This window comes from Acidianus infernus (genome assembly GCF_009729545.1).
In the GTDB taxonomy this organism is placed as follows: Archaea; Thermoproteota; Thermoprotei_A; order Sulfolobales; family Sulfolobaceae; genus Acidianus; species Acidianus infernus.
The window spans coordinates 373,363-393,484 of the sequence record NZ_WFIY01000004.1; the positions used below are offsets into that span (position 1 = coordinate 373,363).

A 20,122-nucleotide genomic window follows, 5' to 3' on the forward strand; every position below is an offset into this window, starting at 1 on the left:
GTTAAATTATTTTCTCTGTATAATAAATGAAACCCTAATGCTTAAAGAGTATTTCTTCCATTTATATATTGTGGCAAAACAGATTACGCTCTTTGATTTCTCAATAAAACAAGAGTCTCATGATGAAGGAAAAGGAGTAGAGAAAGAAAAGGAAGAAGTGCAACAATTGGAAGTCGAGAATAAGAGAGGACAAGTTGAGTGGATTAAGGAAGCTAAAGAAGGTAGGACTTACTACCTACTAGGTGTGGATTATGATGGTAAAAAAGGGAAGGCAGTGATGAAATTATACGATCCTGAAACTCAAGAGGCGGCTATACTTTATGATAATACTGGTCATAAGTCCTATTTCTTAGTAGATTTAGATCCTGAAAAAGTTAGGAAAATAGCTAAGATTATTAGAGATCCTTCCTTTGACCATTTAGAGGTAGTAACCAAGATCGATCCTTATACTTGGAAGCCTATTACTTTGACCAAGATTGTAGTTAAAGATCCTTTAGCAGTAAGAAGGATGAGAAACTACGTTCCTAAAGCTTATGAAGCTCACATAAAGTATTTCAATAACTATATTTATGACATGCAGTTAATTCCAGGAATGCCTTATAAAGTGAATAAGGGTAGGCTAGAAGCTATTATTCCTAAAGTTGATACTGAAGAAGTTACTAAAGCTTTCCAAGATTCAGATGAAGTAACGAAAGAGATGGCTTTACAATGGGCTCCGCTCTTTGAGTCTGAAATACCTTCAATTAAGAGGGTTGCAGTAGATATTGAAGTTTTTACTCCAATGAAAGGTAGGGTTCCAGATCCCTATAAGGCAGAATTTCCGATCATAAGCATATCTTTAGCTGGTAGCGATGGATTAAAGAAAGTTTTAGTAATAGAAAGGGAAGACGTAGGTGAGGGAAATACAAACAATGAAGGAATATCTGTAGAGAAATTCAAGACCGAGAGAGAAATGCTATCAAGGTTTTTTGAAATAGTGAAAACTTATCCTCTACTCTTAACGTTTAACGGCGATGATTTTGACGTTCCTTACATTTACTTTAGATCTTTAAAGTTAGGTTTCTTTCCAGAGGAAATTCCTTTTGATATTGGAAGTAGAGAAACTAAATTCCTTCCAGGCTTTCATATAGATCTCTATAGGTTCTTCTTTAATAAGGCAGTAAGGAATTATGCATTTGAAGGAAAGTATAGTGAATATAACTTAGACGCAGTAGCAAGTGCTTTGCTCGGGATGTCTAAGGTTAAAGTTGATAGTCTAATTAGTGATCTAGATATTTCCAAGCTTATCCAATATAACTTTAGAGATTCGGAAATTACATTAAAGCTCACAACATTTAATAATGATTTAACTTGGAAATTAATAGTACTTTTTGCTAGGATATCCAAATTAGGAATTGAAGAACTGACTAGAACAGAAATCTCAGCTTGGGTAAAGAATCTTTACTATTGGGAGCATAGAAGAAGGAATTGGTTAATTCCTTTAAAAGAAGAAATATTGGAAAGATCGTCAACGCTAAAGACTTCGGCAATAATTAAAGGTAAAGGATATAAGGGAGCAGTAGTAATTGACCCACCAGTAGGAGTTTTCTTTAACGTTACGGTATTAGACTTTGCCTCTCTGTACCCTTCAATTATTAGGACTTGGAATTTAAGTTATGAAACAGTTGATATTGAAAATTGTAAGAACGTAGTTGACGTTAAAGATGAGACCGGTCAAGTCCTTCATCACGTTTGCATGGATAGACCGGGAATAACTGCAGTTATTACTGGCTTACTTAGGGACTTTAGGGTTAAGATATATAAGAAAAAGTCGAAGCAAAAAGATCTAGATCCTGAACGTAAAATGATGTATGAAGTAGTACAAAGGGGTATGAAGGTGTTTATTAACGCAACTTATGGAGTATTTGGAGCAGAAAGCTTCCCGCTTTATGCGCCAGCAGTAGCAGAAAGCGTTACAGCCCTAGGTAGATATGTAATTACTAGCACAGTTAAAAAAGCCCAAGAGGTTGGAACTAGAGTTCTTTACGGCGATACTGATTCATTGTTCTTATATCAGCCGACACAGGAGCAATTGAATACCATAATTAAATGGGTAAAGGAGAACTTTAAGTTGGATCTAGAGCTCGATAAAAGTTATAGATTTGTAGCGTTCTCAGGATTGAAAAAGAACTACTTTGGAGTTTTCACAGATTCCACGTTTGATATAAAAGGAATGTTAGCTAAGAAAAGAAATACTCCGGAGTTCTTGAAGGAGGCATTTAAAGAAGTTAAAGATCTAATGGGTACTATAAATTCTCCTTCAGATCTTGAAAAGGTAAAGAAGGAGATTGCAGAGAAAGTAAAGAGCGTTTATGATAAGTTAAAGAATAAGGAATATAACCTAGATGAGTTAGCCTTTAGAGTTATGCTTTCTAAAGATTTGGATTCTTATACTAAGAATACTCCACAGCATGTAAAAGCAGCAATGCAATTAAGAGCCCTAGGAATTCAAGTATTACCTAGGGATATGATACTATTTGTTAAGGTAAAAAGTAAGGAAGGAGTAAAGCCAGTACAATTAGCTAAGTTGACAGAGATAGATTTGGATAAGTATTATGATGCAGTAAAAAGTACTTTTGAGCAGCTGTTAAAGTCTCTAGGCATTAGCTGGGACGAAATAGCATCTACAATATCTATAGATTCTTTCTTCAAATTTTAAATGAAAACAAAGAAATTTATTCTTCTTCTTCCTCTTCTCCGCTATCTTGAGGTTTTTCTTCCGAAGTAACTCCTTGTGCGTATTCAATCAATTCTTTCTTAAGGTCGTCGTTTAGATAATAAGAGACGACGTAAACTTTCTTGTCTTGGAAATTTTCTTCTTGCCATATATTGTCATAACTTATTATGAATATTGGTATTTTCAGTATTGCAGCAGATTTTTCTTTTCCTGCTAAGAAGTTCTTTACAGCTTCATAAACGTCTGGTTTTAAAGGTAATGGTAATTTAGCTTCTTGTGAGTCTTTCATGATTATAAAATCCGACGTGAGCTCGTTCCATTCTTTTAGTGCTTCAATAGCAGTATTTCTTACTACTTCTGCTAGGTCTCCTTCTGTTATTTTTTCTGACGTTATTTTTCCATTCTCACTTTTGAGAATTATAACTTTCACTTATGTTCACCTATAACATAAAGGTAAACTATATGGTTCATATTTCCGTCTTCAACCTTGACTACTTCTTTCGGAGTCCAGCCTCTCATTTCGAACTCGTGTGAAACTACTCTAGTTCCTGGCTTAAGCTCTTTTTCTAATTTAGGCTTAAGCATTTCGTTTACATTTGTTAATAAAAACATTGTAACTACTGTTGCTTCTGATAGATCTATATCAAAAAAGTTACCCTTTTCGATTATTACTTTCCCTTCAACACCATTCTTTTTAACGTTCTCTAAAGCTTCTTTTATTCTTTCGTCGTTAATATCTATGCCTACCGCTTTTTTTGCATTAAATTCTTTTGCTGCAGTTATTACAATCCTCCCGTCTCCACAACCTAAATCATATACTATGTCTTCTGGTCCTACTTTTGCTATTTCTAGCATTTTCCTTACAACTGGTTCAGGTGTTGGTACATATGGAACATGTGGTGTGTATGTCATTTTTAACCACTTCAAATAATGTTTATGAAGTTAGGCTTTTTATTTTATTTAGAGCTTCTTCTTTGCCTTTTGTTGAGTCAGCTTTTAAATCTGCTCCCAATGGCATTTTAGTTAAAATAGGAACTATTTTACCGTCTTCTAACTCTACGAATAATTGAGGTAGCCAAGACATTCCTAAATCGTCCTTTTCTCCATAATCTGCTAAAAATGAGTAATCCTCCATTTTTACTTCCTTTTCAATTCCCAACTCTTTTGATAGTTGCTCTGTAACATTTAGGAATGCCTTATGCATTGGGTGTGCTTCTGACGTTACGAGGATTAACTTTTTAGCTTTCATAACAATCTCACTCACAATCTCATGAAACTGGTTTAAAACAGTAGTGGTAACGATGATTACCAGATTAAGGAGGGAAAGTAAGAGGATATTAAGGCCTATAGCTAACGTATTAGCAAAAAATGGAGTAAAAGCTAACGAAATTACTATAATAGGGCTTGTCCTTTCCATTGTTTATTTTATCATATTATACATTTCAAAAAATCCACTCTACGGTGCAATATTACTTGCTATATCTTCATTTTCTGACGCATTAGACGGTGAGGTTGCAAGAATATCTGGAACAGCCGGAAACAAAGGTGCGTTTTTAGACTCTTCTCTAGATAGAGTAGAAGACACATTATTTTTAAGTCCTTTGGTACTATATTTTCAACCTTTACTAGTTTCGCTTCTTGTAGGAATTTCGCTAATTATTCCATATTTAAGAGCTAGAGCAGAAGCTTTAGGAATTAAAGCTGAGGGAAGAGGTATAATAGAAAGGGGAGAAAGAATAATCTTCACGATGATAATCCTTATTTTGATATTCTTCAATTTTACATTTACTATCTATATATTTTATCTATTTATCGTATTATCAATAGTTACCGTAATTCAAAGGTTTCAACTAATATTATCTAATCTACCAAAATAGAGTTGTAAAGGATTTTTTACCCCGCACTCTGATACGCATAAGTTCATTTTCTTTAGCTGTGTACAGTTGTAAACTATGTATCTAGTTTTTCTTTCTTTTATAAAATGATTTAAGAAGTCCTCGGGATTTTGAATGCCGTTGTTTTTAAGCATAGTTATTATCGAATCCGTACTACTGCCTATATCTATCATATAAACAGTGAGAATTTTTAGTTCTTCTTCGCTTTTTTTATCCTTCTTAAATAAGGCAGAAATACAAGGTGGCGTTATACCTTTTCTCAGAAAGAGTAAATCCCTTATAGTATCTGGGATCTCTGACAAAGGAATTGGCTTTACTAGGCTCATCATTTTTTCGTAGATAACTTCCTTTGCCAAGCTTAGCAATGTCTTTCTATCTATAAAGACATATCCATCTTTAAGAATTCTTTCTGATAACGAAAACTTAGAATTCTTCCTTAGATTTTTAGTTAGTCTTAGATAATCTATGAAATAAATTGCATAATTTAGAACAACTTTTCCCTTAGTTACATGGTATTCAATTTTCTTCTTTTCAACTTTTATTCCTAGAAAATTAGCCATTTCAAGTAAATTTTCCTCGTCTTCTTTCTCTAAATCCTCTGCAAAAAGTTCAGCCTCTTTTCTACAAACTTTTTCTGCGATTTTTTTATCTCCTAGAACTGAAAGTATTAGAAGAACGGAATAAAATAATAATTGAGGATTTTTAGTGTCCTTGTAATGTTTTATATCCTCACCCTTAATTATCCTATTTATCCTTTCCTTAGCTTCTTTTATTGTATCTCCATTATTCGAAATTACGTCGTAAAAAGATAAGCCCCCATATCTTGAGAGAACTTGTTCTAAACTGACTCTAAATGGATAAGCTTCAGTATTTACTATTGCCACAGTTTTACTTATTCTCGCAACTTTTTATAAATCAGCTGTGCTTATTAAACCTATGAAAATTTATGTAGCATCTGCCTGGCCGTATGTTGAGGCAGTTCCGCATTTAGGAAATCTAATAGGTTCAGTACTATCGGCGGATGTTTTTGCTAGATATGCTAGATTAAAGTACGGTAAAGATAACGTAATTTTTGTAAGTGGAAGCGATGAACACGGTACACCGATAGAGGTTGAAGCAATAAAGAGGAAAATAAATCCTAGAGATTTAACTAATCAAGCTCATGAATATGATAAGAAGTTATTTCTAGATGTATGGAAAATAAGTTATGATAATTATACGAGAACAGAATCTGATACTCACAAGAAATTTGTAAGGGAATTTCTCCTAAGCATTCAAGACTATATAAAAGTTCAAGAAGAAGAAATGCCATATTGCGAGCATGATAAGATATTCTTGCCAGACCGTTTTATTAAAGGAACTTGTCCTTACTGCGGATATGAAGACGCTAGGGGAGATCAATGTGACAGATGCGGAAGGTTACTTTCGCCAACGCTTTTAATAAATCCTAGATGTGCTATATGTGGTTCAAAGCCAGTAATAAAGAAGACTAAGCATTGGTTTTTTGACTTAAGTCAATTTTCAGATAAACTAAAGGAGTGGTTAGAAAATAATAAGGACATGCCAGATAACGTAAAATCTGTAGCTTTAAGCTGGATTCAAGAAGGACTTAAACCTAGGAGCTTAACAAGGGATACATCTTGGGGAATTCCTGCACCTTTTGAAGGTTCAGAAGGTAAAACTATTTACGTTTGGTTTGAAGCTCTCCTTGGATATATTTCTGCTACTATAGAATATTTCGAAAAGTCAGGAAATCCTGACAAATGGAAGGAATTCTGGTTTGGAGATGATGTTAAAAGTTACTATTTTATAGGAAAGGATAACATACCTTTTCACGCAGTTATATTTCCTGCAATGCTCATGGCATCTAAGAAGGGTTACAAATTACCTTCAGTTATTTCGTCAACTGAATATTTAATGTATGAAGGACAAAAATTCAGTAAAAGTAGAAGGATAGGAATATGGATAGACGAGGCACCAAAGTTACTGGACGTAGATTATTGGAGGTATGTTCTAATAAGATTAAGGCCTGAAGAGAAGGATACGAACTTTTTATGGAGAGAAGCTATTAGGATAATAAATACAGAGCTTAACGACGATATTGGAAATTATATTAATAGAGTCATAACAATGGTTAATAGATACTTTAATGGATATGTGCCTAACTTTAATGAGGATAAACTAGATGATGTAGATAAGAAGTTTATGGAATTAGTTAAGACTACGCCAATCGTAGTTTCTCAACTCTTCGAGAAAGGTAAACTTAAAGCTGGAAGCGATGAAATAATAAAGATAGCAAGAGAAGGTAATGCTTATCTTAATCAGAAAGCACCGTGGGATAAGGTCAAAAATGATATTAAAGTCGCAGAAAATACGCTATATATTGCATTAAATTCCGTGAGAACTCTTTCAATTTTACTTTATCCGATAATTCCTGTCTCAGCAGAAAAGATTTACAACCAGTTAGGTTTGAAAGGAATTGAAAATGAAAAATGGGATTCCGCAGGAGAATTTACGTTAGATCATAACCACAAGGTAGAACAAGCTTCTCCGATATTTAAGAAAATTGACCAGAATTTTGAGAAGGAACTTAATGAAAAATTGGAAAAAATCAGAAAAGAATTAGATAACATTAGACCGCCTTTACTTCGATAACTTCTCCTTCTTTAGCTATTTCTTTTTCTCCTTCTTCTAGTTCTACATAATTCATTACTGGCATGAATTTTCTTCCCTGTCCTTCGTAGAATTTACTAAACATTTCGTAAAAGTGAAGTCTCATATCTTGTATGAATACTATTAATCCTTCTAATGCTATTGCTAGTAAGTTACCTAAGGCTATTATTATTCCAGCTATTATTACTGCAGCAACATAAGGAAGTGAACTATATAATACTAGGAGCCCCATGTAACTAAAGGCGTATAATAAATAATAGTGAGCCAAGGCGAATACTAAAATTCTTATAAATGATATAGTGTTTGAAAGTAGTAAAATCCCTGCTTCAAAACCTCCTTCTATAAAGCCCATTCCTATAGCAGCTCCTAAGCCTACATGCCCTTCATGCCTCTTTATTAGTATAACTTTGCTTATCCAATTATAAATTAGTCCAATTTCCACCCATAATATTAGTATATAAGCAAGAGCATAAGTTGGCGTTGAGAGATTAGGTGGAAAACTGAATATATTAGTAAGTAAGCCGCCCAGTAAGCATTCTACTTTTCCAAAATAATCACTTATATCTACAAACCCGTAGCCGAATATTATAAGCGGTACGGTGTAAAGAATCAACAAAGGTAATTTTTCGTAAAATAAGAATTCTGGATCTTTCTTATCTATAGCATTAATAACACCAAGTAAAGAGCTTACAAATAGTGCGAGCGCTCCTATGAATATTGATAATATCATTGTATTTTCTATTTCTATAGATAGGATAGAATAATTACCAAAAGGTATCAGATACTTTAGAGAATCAGAAACGCTTACTGGGACTGGCCATGCGTAATACAAAGGTCCTACAGGATAACTATCATTATTAAAAACTTCTCTTGGGCCTCCTACCAGTACGGGTCCAAAAAATTCTCTAGCAAGCAAGCCAGTGATCATTGCAACTATGCTTGAATATATTAGCACTAAGCTGAGCTTCTCTGTATTCTCACTACCTTTCCTTTTACCGTATTTGTAGAACCATATCGCAAATAAAAATACGACTAAGGCATTACCAAAGTCTGGGAACATTAGCCCAAAGAGTATTGGAAAAGTGAATATAAGGAATATTATTGGGGAAATTTCCCAATAGGAGGGTGTACCGTAAAGTTCTACAACTGATTCTATTACTCTTATACTCTTTGGAAGGCTAATTAGCGTTGGTGGTTTATCCTTTTCTCCATATCTCCTAGGCAATCTCTCGGTAATGAAGGCTTCTCCTTTTAATTGGTCCTTGAGTTTTTTAATCATTTTAGTTGGTGCATAGCCTTCAATTTGAACATAAAACTCCGATACTCTAGCTCTAGATATAATAGTTAATGCATCTCTTATGGTAAGCAATTTTCCATAAATTTCTTTTATATGAAGTCCGCAAGCTTTCAATTTTTCTTTTAATTTTGCTCTAGTTTCTTCTAAGATTCTAGTTAACTCATTAATCTTATTCTGGAGTTCATTGTAAACGTCATAAGGGGCTTTTCCTTCAGGAGTCTCAAAAACTTTTGCGCCTATTTCTTTTTCTAGTTTGTCTTTTTGTAATACTCCTTTGGGAGCTATGATAATTACAGCGTAAGTTTTCTCATTTATTCTCTTAGTAAGAACTAGTGCATTATCGAATTTCACTTTATCTAGTTGATTCGGTAAAATAGTGAGTAAATATACATCAAATAGCTTTAAGCTATATAATTTGCTTAAATTAACTGTTATATCCTTGAATGGTAATACTTCATTTAACTGCGCCTTGTATAAATCTAATTCGCTCTTTATCTTGCCAATTTCCTCTAGTAACTCCTTGTATTTTTCCTCTTCTTGTGTTGCTTCATTATCTACCTCGTCAGCTATTTTATTCCAGTTTCCTGTCTTCATTTTTCCTTTTGGTTCTATTGTAACTCCTGCTAGATCCATTATTATTTGGAATTTATTTAAATGTTCTTGGATTATTCCAAGCTTTCTTCTAGCATCCTCAAACCTTTCATTGGATATTGGCTCTTCCGGTTCTTCAGGCTCAAAATTTTGGAATTTTAAAATTTTTGTGACTATGTCATCTAAAAGTTCTTTATTTGCTATAATCTGTACCCTACTCATTCTCTCGGGAAGGATCACTATAGCTCGATATAGAGTATGAGTAATGATTAAAATATTTAATCTACATTACAGATTTGAGAGCATGGGAAAAATTTTGCTTCTTGGAGATAGATATACGGTATCTTTATTTAGGATGATGGGGGCTGAAGGGAAAGTTGTTGAAGACCCCTATGCATTGGAAGATGAGATAAAAAATGTAAGGAAAATGGAGGACGTTGATCTTGTTTTAATTACAAAAGATTTATACGATCCGGTAAGAGAAAGGCTTGAAAGTGTTATATCTTCTCAAACAAAACCTTTAATTACAGTAATTCCTTCTCCTTATAGTGAAGCTGAACCTATGGATGTGAGAAAGTTGATTTTAAGGGCATTAGGTTTTGGGTGAGAAATAATGGAATTGAATGATTTGCTCGATTACGCAACTAAAAAAGTAATGGAAGAGATAAGAGAAAATTTAGAGCAAGCATTAGCTGAGGCTAATAAGATAATTGAAAATAAATATAATGATATACTTTCAGATTATGATAAGAAAATAAGAGACCTAATTTCAAAGAGAAAGGAGCAAATAGAAGGTGAAAAAGCTAAACTCGATGTGGAGAATAAAAGAGCGATATTAAATGAAGAGAATTATTGGCTACAAAAGGTTTATGATGAGGTGGTTAAGAATATTAATGTAGTTACTTCTTCTAAAGAATACGCAGAAGGTTTACAGTCAATAATAAAGAAGGAGATCTCATCATCTATAACTAAAGCTAAGATAATATGTAATAAGAACGACGTGGAAGTAGTTAAGAAAATCCTTAAGGATAATAAGTTAAGTGCTGATGTAGAGGAAGATGACAATCTGTTAGGAGGAATAAAGATTTATTACCCTGACGTAGGACTTGTGAAGGATTATTCGTTAAATCTTATTTTAAGTCAAGTTTTTGAATCAGTTAAACCTAAAGTTGCAGAAATATTATTTGGTGGTGAAAATGGTAGGTAAGATAGTTAGAGTAAACGGTCCACTAGTAGTTGCAGATAATATGAGAAATTCTCAAATGTATGAAGTAGTTGAAGTAGGAGAATTAAGACTTGTAGGTGAAATAACAAGGATAGAAGGAGACAGAGCATACATTCAAGTTTACGAAGATACTAGTGGGCTTAAGCCTGGCGAACCAGTCTATAATACTGGTGGTCCTTTATCAGCAGAACTAGGTCCAGGTTTACTGGGAAAGATATTTGACGGATTAGAAAGGCCGCTAAGTACTATTGCCGAGGTTACTGGCTCAGTTTTTGTCAATAGAGGTGTGAAAATACCTCCTTTAGATAGGCAAAAGAAATGGCATTTTGTCCCTAAAGTTAAGAAAGGTGATAAGGTTTCTCCTGGAGATGTATTGGGTATTGTACAAGAAACTTCGTTGATTGAGCACAAAATTTTGGTTCCTCCAGATCGTCACGGCGAAATAAAGGAAATAGTTCCAGAAGGAGATTACACTGTTGAAGATACAATAGCTACAGTCGATATGAACGGTGATCAAGTTTCACTAAAAATGATGCATAAATGGCCAGTAAGAATTCCTAGACCATATAAAGAAAAATTAGAACCTTCAGAACCATTGTTAACTGGAGTAAGAGTACTTGATACAATATTTCCTTTAGCTAAAGGAGGAACAGCTGCAATTCCGGGGCCTTTCGGTTCTGGAAAGACAGTGACTTTACAAAGCTTAGCAAAATGGAGTTCAGCAAAGATAGTAATATATGTAGGTTGCGGCGAAAGAGGAAATGAGTTAACTGACGAACTAAGATCTTTCCCAACGTTAAAAGATCCTTGGACTGGCAAGCCGTTACTTGAAAGGACTATATTAGTAGCAAATACAAGTAACATGCCAGTAGCAGCAAGGGAAACTAGTATTTACCTAGGCGTAACACTTGGAGAATATTTTAGAGATCAAGGATACGATACGTTAGTTGTAGCGGACTCTACTACTAGATGGGCAGAGGCATTAAGAGACCTAGGAGGTAGAATGGAAGAAATGCCTGCAGAAGAAGGATTCCCAAGCTATTTGCCTTCAAGATTAGCAGAATATTACGAAAGGGCAGGAAGAGTTATAACTTTAGGTAATCCAGAAAGAGTTGGTTCAGTCACGTTAGCTTCAGCAGTTTCTCCACCAGGAGGAGACTTCACTGAACCAGTAACTAGCAATACTTTAAGATTCGTTAGAGTATTCTGGCCGTTGGACGTATCTTTAGCTCATGCAAGACATTTCCCTGCAATTAACTGGTTACAAGGATTTTCAGCGTATGTTGACTTAGTAGGAAAGTGGTGGAATACAAATGTTGATCCACAATGGAAAGAAATGAGAGAATTCATGGTAAAAACCTTGATAAGAGAAAATGAGTTACAACAGATAGTTAAATTAGTTGGGCCAGAATCTCTTGCTGAGAAAGATAAATTGGTTCTAGAGGTAGCTAGATTAATAAAGGAAGCATTCTTAAAACAGAATGCATTTGACGATATCGATGCATTCTCTTCTCCACAAAAGCAGGTTAGGATAATGAAGTTAATCTATTTGTATAATAGTCTAGCATCTCCATTAGTTGAAAAGGGAGTTCCAGTAAAGAAGATAATAGATAGCATAAAAGTTGTGTCCGACATAATTAGATCTAAAGCCACAATTCCAAATAACGCCCTTGAAAAGTATGACGAGTTAGAAAAAACATTAAGGGCACAATTTGAACAGTTATCAAAGGAGGTGAGCAGTTAATGGAAACTACCCTAAACGTAAGAGAATTTTCGAATATATCAATGATTAAAGGCCCACTAATGGTTGTTAAGGGAGTTACAGATGCGGGATATAATGAGCTAGTAGAGATTGAAATGGAAAATGGAGAAAAAAGGAGAGGTATAGTAGTAGATAGCCAATTAGGTATGGCAGTTGTGCAAGTGTTTGAAGGAACCACTGGAATATCTCCTACTGGTACTAACGTTAAGTTCTTAGGTAGAGGTTTAGAGGTTAAGATTTCTGACGAAATGCTTGGTAGGGTGTTCAACCCATTAGGCGAACCTTTAGATAATGGACCTCCAGTAATATCTGGTGAAAAAAGAGATATTAACGGTTCTGCAATAAATCCAGCAGTTAGGGATTATCCTGAGGAATTTATTCAAACAGGAATATCGGCTATTGATGGATTAAATTCTCTATTAAGAGGTCAAAAATTACCAATCTTTAGTGGAAGCGGATTACCTGCGAATATATTAGCGGCTCAAATAGCTAAGCAGGCAACAGTAAGAGGGGAAGAAAGTAATTTTGCAGTAGTTTTTGCAGCGATAGGAATAAGGTATGATGACGCGTTATTCTTTAGGAAATTCTTCGAGGAAACTGGTGCAATAAATAGGGTAGCAATGTTCATGACTTTAGCTAATGAGCCTCCAGTAGTTAAGATATTAACTCCAAGGACTGCATTAACTCTAGCAGAGTATTTAGCCTTTGAAAAGGACATGCACGTTCTTGCAATATTAATAGACATGACTAATTATTGTGAATCATTGAGAGAAATAAGTGCAGCTAAGGAAGAAGTGCCAGGTAGAGGAGGATACCCAGGCTATATGTATACTGATTTAGCAACTATATATGAAAGGGCAGGAAAAGTGAAAGGGAAGAAAGGTTCCATTACCCAAATGCCAATATTAACAATGCCAAATGACGATATGACTCACCCTATTCCAGATTTAACTGGTTATATAACTGAAGGACAAATAGTATTGGATAGATCACTGTATAATAAGGGAATATATCCGCCAATTAACGTGTTAATGAGCTTATCTAGATTAATGAAAGATGGAATAGGAGAAGGAAAAACAAGAGAAGATCATAAAGACCTTGCTAATCAATTGTTTGCAGCTTACGCAAAGGCTGTTGATACAAGAGGTCTTGCAGCAATAATTGGGGAAGATAGCTTGTCTGAGACTGATAGAAAGTACTTATTATTTGGAGATGCGTTTGAAAGGAAATTTGTTAATCAAGGAGTTAACGAGAATAGGGATATAGAGACTACTCTTGATATAGGTTGGGAAATTCTATCCATATTACCAGAGAGAGAATTAACTAACATAAAAGAGGCTTACATCAAGAAATATCATCCGGCATATCGTGGTAAGAAATGAGTTCAAATAAAGTTTTGCCCACTAAATTAAATCTTATTAGGTTTAAAAATGAGTTAAAGCTTGTATCTACTATAAAAAGGCTGTTAGAAAGCAAAAGGGAAGTTTTACTTATTTATTTAAGGACTTACGCTGCAGAGTACGAGAAATTATATAGCGAGGTTAACGAGGCTTTAAAGAAAACCTATAATAGTTACATGCAGGCTGTTGTAGATGAAGGCATAACTACTATTGAGAAAATTGCCGATTCTCAATCTCATTCCTTAAGCGTATCTAGTTCATTAAAGGTAATCTTTGGAGTGAAAATTCCAGTCATTCAACTTAATGAAAGTTCTATTCCAGAAAAGCCATTTAGTGAAATCGAGACTTCCCCTTACCTTTCTGAGGCCTATGATGAAATGAGAGAGGCATTAGTTAAGGTTGTTCAATTAGTTGAATTAGAATCAACTATTAGATCTCTAGCTGCTGAATTAAGAAAAACTCAAAGGTTAATAAATGCGATAGATACTTCTATACTTCCCTTTTATAGAGGTTCAGTTAAGTACATAAAATCAGTTTTAGATGATAAAGCTAGAGAGGAATTCGTAAGGCTTAAAATTACTAGGAGAATACTTGAGAGGAGGAGACAAAGTGGAGAGTGAAGTTGAAAAATATTTGAATAACATAAAATCAGTTTTAGATCAAAAGAAGAAAGAAAGCTATCTTCAACTGCAAAAGAAATTTGACGAGTTAATACAAAATAAGGAAAAACAGCTAGAGGAAGTCAAGAGAAAGGCTTTAAAGGAAGTATCAAAGTAATTAGTGGTGATAAATTATGAAGAGAATGAAGTCTGTAATTCTATTACTTTCTCTATTTTTAGGAATGATAACTGCAATCCCAGTAGGTGCACAAGTAGGTTATAGTAGTCCTCAAGGATTTGAAGGAGTAAACATTGGAGCTGGATTAGCTATAGGCTTAGCAGCAATTGGTGCAGGTGTTGCAGTAGGTATGGCAGCAGCTGCAGGTATAGGTGTTCTAACAGAAAGAAGAGATATGTTCGGTACTGTACTAATATTCGTTGCAATCGGTGAAGGAATAGTAGTATATGGATTAGTGTTTGCAGTATTAATGTTGTTCGCACACGTGTAAAAACCATATAAATTTTTTAGGTCATTCTATTTTCTTTTCTCAATGCAAATTCCTAAAGAAAAATGGAAGAATAATTTCAGTGAATGGTTTGATAATGTAATTTTTCAAGCAGAAATATATGATTATGGAAGGTACCCAATAAAAGGAATGGGCGTATGGATGCCTTATGGCTTTAAGATAAGACAGAATGTTATTAATATTATAAGGAAGTTTTTGGATGAGACCGGACATGAGGAAGTCCTATTCCCATTGTTAATTCCAGAATATTTACTCAGAAAAGAAAGTGAGCATATTAAAGGTTTTGAAGGTGAAGTTTACTGGGTTACTAAAGGCGGAGAAGAAGATTTGGATATTAGACTAGCTTTGAGACCAACTTCAGAGGTTGCAATAACTTATATGGAATCATTGTGGATAAAGAGCTATAAAGAATTACCAAAGAAATATTATCAGATAGTAAGCATTTTTAGATACGAAACTAAGGCTACGAGGCCAATGATAAGGCTAAGGGAAGTTACGACTTTTAAAGAAGCCCATACGCTACATGTTAGCTATGAAGATGCAGAAAGACAAGTTAAAGAGGCAATAGAAATTTATAAGAAAATATTCGATACGCTTGGAATACCTTATATTCTTTCAGAAAGACCAGAGTGGGATAGATTTGCTGGAGCAGAACACACTTACGCTTTTGATACGTTAATGCCAGATGGTAGAGCATTACAAATAGGTACTGTTCATCATTTAGGACAACATTTTACTAAAGCTTTAGATTATAAAATACAAAAAGCTGACGGCTCTCTAGATTATCCTTACCAGACAAGTTATGGAATTTCAGATAGAGTAATAGCAGTATCTATAGCAGTAAACGGTGATGATCATGGACCAGTACTTAATCCAATAATAGCCCCAATTAAAGTTGTTATAATTCCAATACCTGCAAAGACAGATGAAGATAATAAAAAAGTAGAGAATTATTGTAAGGAAATTCAAGAAAAACTATCTTTAGCAGGAATTTCTACCGTTATTGATTCAGATAAAGAGAAGACACCTGGAGAAAAGTTCTACTACTGGGAAATGAAAGGCGTTCCTTTAAGGATAGAGATTGGATTAAGAGAAGTAAATAATGAGACTGTTACCATAAAGAGGAGAGATACTTTAGAGGCTAAAATTATAAAGAAGGATGAGTTAATAAAAACTGTTAACGAGCTTCTTTCTTCTCTCTCAGAAGATCTGAAAAAGAAAGCTTGGGATTTCTTTAATTCCAGAATTTTCTATACTAATGATGTCAACGAGGCTAAAAAAATACTTGAAAACAGAGGAGGGATAATAGAAGTTCCATGGTGCGGCGATAATTCGTGCGGGTTAAAGATAGAAGAAGAGCTTAATGCTAGAGTGTTAGGATATCCTATAGATGCTAAAAAGACTAGTGATCCTTGTATTATATGCAAAAAACCTTCAACTAATGTTTTAAGAGTAGCAAAAACTTATTAGATATTAGATAGCCATTTTAATTGGGTGCTAATTTGCCAAAGAAGAGAGAGAATAGAGGTAGAAGAAAAGGCGATAAAGGCCACGTTGGCTACGTAACATGTGATAACTGTGGAGCGAGAGTACCAGAGGATAAGGCTATATGTGTTACTAGAATGTATAGCCCAGTTGATGCTGCATTAGCTAGCGAACTGGAGAAAAAAGGTGCTATAATTCCAAAATATCCAGTAAGGAAATGCTACTGTATTAACTGTGCAATACACTTTGGAATAGTTAAGATAAGGGCAGAGGAAGAAAGGAAAACAAAGCCTACTACTTACTTCTAAATAAAAGTTTTTAACTATATTCACTATCCTCTTTTTTATGAGACTCTACGAACTTTCGTTTAATGAGATTGAGGAATTCTTCTATAAGCTGGCTGAAGTAAGAGATATAATAAAAGATTCAGGATTAATGTCATTTTTACCTGAGAAGGAATTGCCAGAAATTGCTACTGGTACTGCTAGAGTAAAGCATGCTTTCCCAATATTTCAAAAAGGTGGAGTAATAATGGATGTTACTAACGTTGAACAAGCAGGAATTGCGGAAGATGCAGGTGCTACTTCTGTCATGGTTTTAGACAAATTGCCTTATGACGTCAGAAAATCTGGTGGAGTAGCTAGAATGGCAGATCCAAAAATTATAGAGGAAGTAATGAATTCTATAACAATTCCAGTAATGGCTAAAGTTAGAATAGGCCATTATTATGAAGCTAAACTTCTTGAGGCTTTAGGCGTCGATACAATAGATGAAAGTGAAGTATTAACACCAGCTGACGAGGAACATCATATTAATAAATGGGAATTTAAGGTTCCATTTGTAAACGGTGCTAGGAATTTAGGCGAGGCGTTAAGGAGGATAAGCGAAGGAGCTTCAATGATAAGAACTAAAGGTGAAGCAGGAACAGGAAATGTTAGTGAAGCTGTAAAGCACATGAAAATAATTAATGCGGAAATTGGTGCGTTAGTTGGAATGAGTGAGGAAGATAGAGTTAAGAAAGCTAGGGAATATCAAGTTCCTTACCAGTTAGTGGAACTAACCGCAAAAATAAAGAGACTTCCAGTAGTTAATTTTGCTGCAGGAGGTATTGCAACTCCAGCCGATGCAGCATTAATGATGTGGTTAGGTGGTGATGGAGTATTTGTAGGATCGGGAATATTTAAGAGTCAAGATCCAGCAGAGAGAGCAAGAGCTATAGTATTGGCAGTAGCTGGTTGGGAATATCCCGAAGTAGTCCTTGAAGCGCAAAAGATGATAAGTGAACAGAAATCGATGATGGGAATTGATATAAAATCGTTAAAACCCGAGGAATTACTTCAGGTGAGGGGACAATGAAAATAGGAGTTTTAGCATACCAAGGTAGTTTCGAGGAGCATGCACTCCAAACTAAGCGGGCATTGGACAAGTTAAAAATAGATGGTGAAGTTATTGCAGTTAAGCGAGTTAACGATCTTGATGTTGATGGAGTTATTATTCCTGGAGGAGAAAGTACTACTATAGGTATTGTAGCCCAAAGGATGGGACTTTTAGAGCCATTAAAGGAAAAAATTATGGAAGGATTACCTGTTTTAGGCACATGTGCTGGTGCAATAATGTTAGCCAAAGATGTTAGTGATGCCAAGGTTGGTAAAAAATCTCAGCCATTAATTGGCGTAATGGACATCTCTGTGATAAGAAATTATTATGGTAGGCAAAGGGAGAGTTTTGAGGCTAATGTAGATTTAAGGAGTATTGGAGGAGGAATAGAGAAAGTAGTATTCATAAGAGCTCCAGCAATAGTTAAGGTTTTTGGTAATGCTAAATCTTTATCCCAGTTTAAGGATGTTCATGTTATGGTGCAGGAAAACAACTTATTAGCAACTACCTTCCACCCTGAGCTATCAGGAACTACGATTGTCCATGAATACTTCATTTCAATGATTAAGAAATAGTTTTTTATTTTACATTTGAAACTATTTTACGTAGTGGGGAACATAGTATTGAGTGAATTATTAGTCGACAAGTCTGCCTTATTGTTGGGACTTTCTAAATATATTGAGAAGGGCCTAATTAATGGTAATATCCTTATTCATAGAGCATTATTATCTGAGTTAGAAAAAGAGACTAGAGATGGGTTAATTTCTGGGGAAATAGCATTAGATGAAATAGAAAAAATTAGAAAATTATCAGAGAGATACCTCTTCTCGGTAGAAATAGTTGGAGAGCCAAGCTCAAATGTAGATAATGCGCTAAGAGAATACTGTTCACAAAGAGATTGTAGCATAGTTACTGCTGATGAAATTCAAAAGCAAATATGCTCATATTTAGGCATTAAAGTAGTTTATCTACAACCTTTTGAAGGATCTTTAAGCATAGAAAAATTTTTCGATGAGAATACTATGAGCGTACACTTGAAAGAAGATACTATACCTAAGGCTAAAAAAGGAAAGCCAGGAAATTGGCAATTTGTAAACTTATCTAATACGCCTATGTCTGCAGACGAAATTAAAAGTTTAGTTGGTGAGCTTATTAATGAAATAAAGTATGTTAAAAACTCTTTTATAGAAATAGAAAGAAAAGGTTCAACCATTGTTCAGCTCGGCAATTATAGGATAGTAATTACTAGACCTCCGTTAAGTGATGGTTGGGAAGTTACTATTACTAGACCAGTTACTAAAAAGAGCCTTGAAGACTACAATTTACCAGAAAAGCTAATTGAAAGATTAAAGGAGAGAGCAGAAGGAATCCTTATAGCAGGTTCTCCAGGCATGGGTAAAACAACTTTTGCACAAGCGCTTGCGGAATATTACATGAAACTAGGTAAAGTAGTTAAAACTATAGAGTCACCAAGGGATATGCATTTACCTCCAGATATAACACAGTACTCAAAGAACTATGCGGAAATAGGAGAACTTCACGATATTCTATTATTAAGCAGACCAGATTATACAGTTTACGATGAAATGAGGAATGACGATGATTTTAGACTTTACATTGATTTAAGATTAGCAGGAATAGGAATGATAGGTGTGGTTCACGCTACTACTCCTATAGACGCTATACATAGGTTTCTTAATAGAGTTGACTTGGGAACTATTCCAGGAATTTTAGATACTGTAATTTTCATAAGTGAAGGAACAGTAAAGAAAGTTTATAGTTTAGACATGACAGTTAAAGTTCCACTAGGATTGAGAGAGGCAGATTTAGCAAGGCCGGTAGTTGAAATTAAGGACTTCTTAACAGATCAAGTAGAGTATGAAATTTACGTATTTGGAGAGCAAACAATGATTGTCCCTGTCTCAAAGACTAAGGGAGGTAATAGTGTTGAAAATAAGATTGCTAAGACCGTAATGGACAGTATACCTGGAGCTGAGGTAAAGTACGAAAATGGGGAATATGTGATAACAATTCCTAAAACAGAAATTGGCAAATTTAATAGAAGGCTTAACTCTAAGCTAAGGAAATTGGAAAAGAAACATGGAGTAAGGATAAGGATAAGATTAGGAGACTCAGATGAAGAAGTCTAAAGTTTTACTAAACTTAGCCTCAACTGCTCTTACTAAATCTTCAAGATTAAGCCCTTCTTCAATCACTTCTTCATCAGCTACATAATTTCCGCTTTCTGTTATTCTAAGTTTACTAAATGGTATAAATTTGAGGAATTTGGGAAACTTTACTGCTAGGAAAAGTTCTCCTCCACTCTTTTTTGCAAAATTAATTATTCCTTCTGCTTGGCTTCTCGGAACGTAAACCTTATTCTTTTCTTTTCTACTCTTAACTTCAATTAATAGAATTACGCCATTCTTCATTGCTATAATATCCGGTATTGGATCTTTTCTTTTACTTCCACTTGCCGGTGCTCTAACTACTGCAAATCCTTTATCTCTAAGAGAAGAGAGTATATAATGTTCTACACTAGTTCCTTTCCTTTTCCTTTCGTTCACAAGAATAA

General features: G+C 34.6%; 21 protein-coding genes. 15 read left to right on the forward strand and 6 right to left on the reverse strand.

From position 1 onward, the window contains the following. Positions 1-70 precede the first annotated feature (70 nt). Positions 71-2,698, forward strand: a complete 2,628-nt coding sequence (locus tag D1867_RS02260; RefSeq protein WP_338077928.1) for a DNA-directed DNA polymerase I — start codon at positions 71-73, stop codon at positions 2,696-2,698. A gap of 16 nt (positions 2,699-2,714) precedes the next feature. On the opposite strand, the gene D1867_RS02265 is transcribed toward D1867_RS02260, so the two are convergent. From D1867_RS02265 to D1867_RS02275, 3 genes are read right to left on the reverse strand one after another with little or no spacing between them, the layout of a single operon-like run. Next, on the reverse strand, positions 2,715-3,146 hold the full coding sequence (locus D1867_RS02265) for a DUF2286 domain-containing protein (protein ID WP_338077929.1): 432 nt from the start codon (positions 3,144-3,146) through the stop codon (positions 2,715-2,717). Then, a complete protein-coding gene (locus D1867_RS02270; protein WP_155862632.1) occupies positions 3,143-3,628 on the reverse strand; it encodes a protein-lysine N-methyltransferase in 486 nt (161 codons plus the stop codon). Before D1867_RS02270 ends, D1867_RS02265 begins: the two co-directional genes overlap by 4 nt. Positions 3,629-3,650: 22 nt before the next feature. Continuing rightward, positions 3,651-3,965, reverse strand: a complete 315-nt coding sequence (locus tag D1867_RS02275) for a hypothetical protein (protein WP_155862633.1) — start codon at positions 3,963-3,965, stop codon at positions 3,651-3,653. 52 nt (positions 3,966-4,017) lie between these two features. On the opposite strand from D1867_RS02275, the gene pgsA reads away from it, so the two are divergent. Further along, complete coding sequence (pgsA, locus tag D1867_RS02280; RefSeq protein ID WP_155862634.1) at positions 4,018-4,593, forward strand: archaetidylinositol phosphate synthase; 576 nt, start codon at positions 4,018-4,020, stop codon at positions 4,591-4,593. On the opposite strand, the gene D1867_RS02285 is transcribed toward pgsA, so the two are convergent. After that, a complete protein-coding gene (locus D1867_RS02285; protein WP_155862635.1) occupies positions 4,563-5,495 on the reverse strand; it encodes a DNA primase regulatory subunit PriL in 933 nt (310 codons plus the stop codon). The genes pgsA and D1867_RS02285 overlap by 31 nt on opposite strands. Before the next feature lie 52 nt (positions 5,496-5,547). Here D1867_RS02285 and metG point away from each other — a divergent pair, with 52 nt between their 5' ends. Continuing rightward, positions 5,548-7,266: a methionine--tRNA ligase gene (gene metG / locus D1867_RS02290; RefSeq protein WP_155862636.1), complete on the forward strand. Its 1,719-nt coding sequence runs from the start codon at positions 5,548-5,550 to the stop codon at positions 7,264-7,266. Here the strand turns inward: metG and D1867_RS02295 are convergent. After that, positions 7,244-9,412 carry a V-type ATP synthase subunit I gene (locus D1867_RS02295; RefSeq protein WP_338077930.1) on the reverse strand — a complete coding sequence of 723 codons (2,169 nt, stop codon included), beginning with the start codon at positions 9,410-9,412 and terminating at the stop codon, positions 7,244-7,246. The genes metG and D1867_RS02295 overlap by 23 nt on opposite strands. 64 nt (positions 9,413-9,476) lie before the next feature. Between D1867_RS02295 and D1867_RS02300 the strand changes: the two genes are divergently transcribed. The 12 genes from D1867_RS02300 to D1867_RS02355 are packed head-to-tail and all read left to right on the forward strand — an operon-like array spanning position 9,477 to position 19,697. Next, on the forward strand, positions 9,477-9,779 hold the full coding sequence (locus D1867_RS02300; protein ID WP_155862638.1) for a V-type ATP synthase subunit F: 303 nt from the start codon (positions 9,477-9,479) through the stop codon (positions 9,777-9,779). A 6-nt stretch (positions 9,780-9,785) separates the two neighbouring features. Beyond that, on the forward strand, positions 9,786-10,379 hold the full coding sequence (locus D1867_RS02305; RefSeq protein ID WP_155862639.1) for a V-type ATP synthase subunit E: 594 nt from the start codon (positions 9,786-9,788) through the stop codon (positions 10,377-10,379). Continuing rightward, positions 10,369-12,141, forward strand: coding sequence for an ATP synthase subunit A (locus tag D1867_RS02310; protein ID WP_155862640.1), 1,773 nt, complete (start codon positions 10,369-10,371; stop codon positions 12,139-12,141). Before D1867_RS02305 ends, D1867_RS02310 begins: the two co-directional genes overlap by 11 nt. Next, a complete protein-coding gene (locus D1867_RS02315) occupies positions 12,141-13,541 on the forward strand; it encodes an ATP synthase subunit B (protein WP_155862641.1) in 1,401 nt (466 codons plus the stop codon). The genes D1867_RS02310 and D1867_RS02315 overlap by 1 nt, the downstream gene beginning before the upstream one ends. Beyond that, positions 13,538-14,179, forward strand: a complete 642-nt coding sequence (locus tag D1867_RS02320) for a V-type ATP synthase subunit D (RefSeq protein ID WP_155862642.1) — start codon at positions 13,538-13,540, stop codon at positions 14,177-14,179. The genes D1867_RS02315 and D1867_RS02320 overlap by 4 nt, the downstream gene beginning before the upstream one ends. Then, complete coding sequence (locus D1867_RS02325; protein WP_162309146.1) at positions 14,169-14,336, forward strand: hypothetical protein; 168 nt, start codon at positions 14,169-14,171, stop codon at positions 14,334-14,336. Before D1867_RS02320 ends, D1867_RS02325 begins: the two co-directional genes overlap by 11 nt. Positions 14,337-14,361: 25 nt before the next feature. Further along, complete coding sequence (locus D1867_RS02330; protein ID WP_155864367.1) at positions 14,362-14,667, forward strand: ATP synthase subunit c family protein; 306 nt, start codon at positions 14,362-14,364, stop codon at positions 14,665-14,667. 42 nt (positions 14,668-14,709) lie between these two features. Next, positions 14,710-16,155 (forward strand): proline--tRNA ligase, encoded by a 1,446-nt coding sequence (proS, locus tag D1867_RS02335; RefSeq protein WP_155862644.1) that lies wholly within the window; start codon positions 14,710-14,712, stop codon positions 16,153-16,155. 32 nt (positions 16,156-16,187) lie between these two features. After that, positions 16,188-16,478, forward strand: coding sequence for a 30S ribosomal protein S26e (locus D1867_RS02340; protein ID WP_013775970.1), 291 nt, complete (start codon positions 16,188-16,190; stop codon positions 16,476-16,478). Between the two features lie 37 nt (positions 16,479-16,515). Next, positions 16,516-17,526 (forward strand): pyridoxal 5'-phosphate synthase lyase subunit PdxS, encoded by a 1,011-nt coding sequence (gene pdxS / locus D1867_RS02345; RefSeq protein WP_155862645.1) that lies wholly within the window; start codon positions 16,516-16,518, stop codon positions 17,524-17,526. After that, on the forward strand, positions 17,523-18,122 hold the full coding sequence (gene pdxT, locus D1867_RS02350; protein WP_155862646.1) for a pyridoxal 5'-phosphate synthase glutaminase subunit PdxT: 600 nt from the start codon (positions 17,523-17,525) through the stop codon (positions 18,120-18,122). The genes pdxS and pdxT overlap by 4 nt, the downstream gene beginning before the upstream one ends. Before the next feature lie 48 nt (positions 18,123-18,170). After that, positions 18,171-19,697 carry a holliday junction branch migration ATPase PINA gene (locus tag D1867_RS02355; protein WP_152941419.1) on the forward strand — a complete coding sequence of 509 codons (1,527 nt, stop codon included), beginning with the start codon at positions 18,171-18,173 and terminating at the stop codon, positions 19,695-19,697. Here the strand turns inward: D1867_RS02355 and hjc are convergent. Then, positions 19,680-20,114, reverse strand: a complete 435-nt coding sequence (gene hjc / locus D1867_RS02360; protein ID WP_338077931.1) for a Holliday junction resolvase Hjc — start codon at positions 20,112-20,114, stop codon at positions 19,680-19,682. The genes D1867_RS02355 and hjc overlap by 18 nt on opposite strands. Positions 20,115-20,122: the final 8 nt, after the last annotated feature.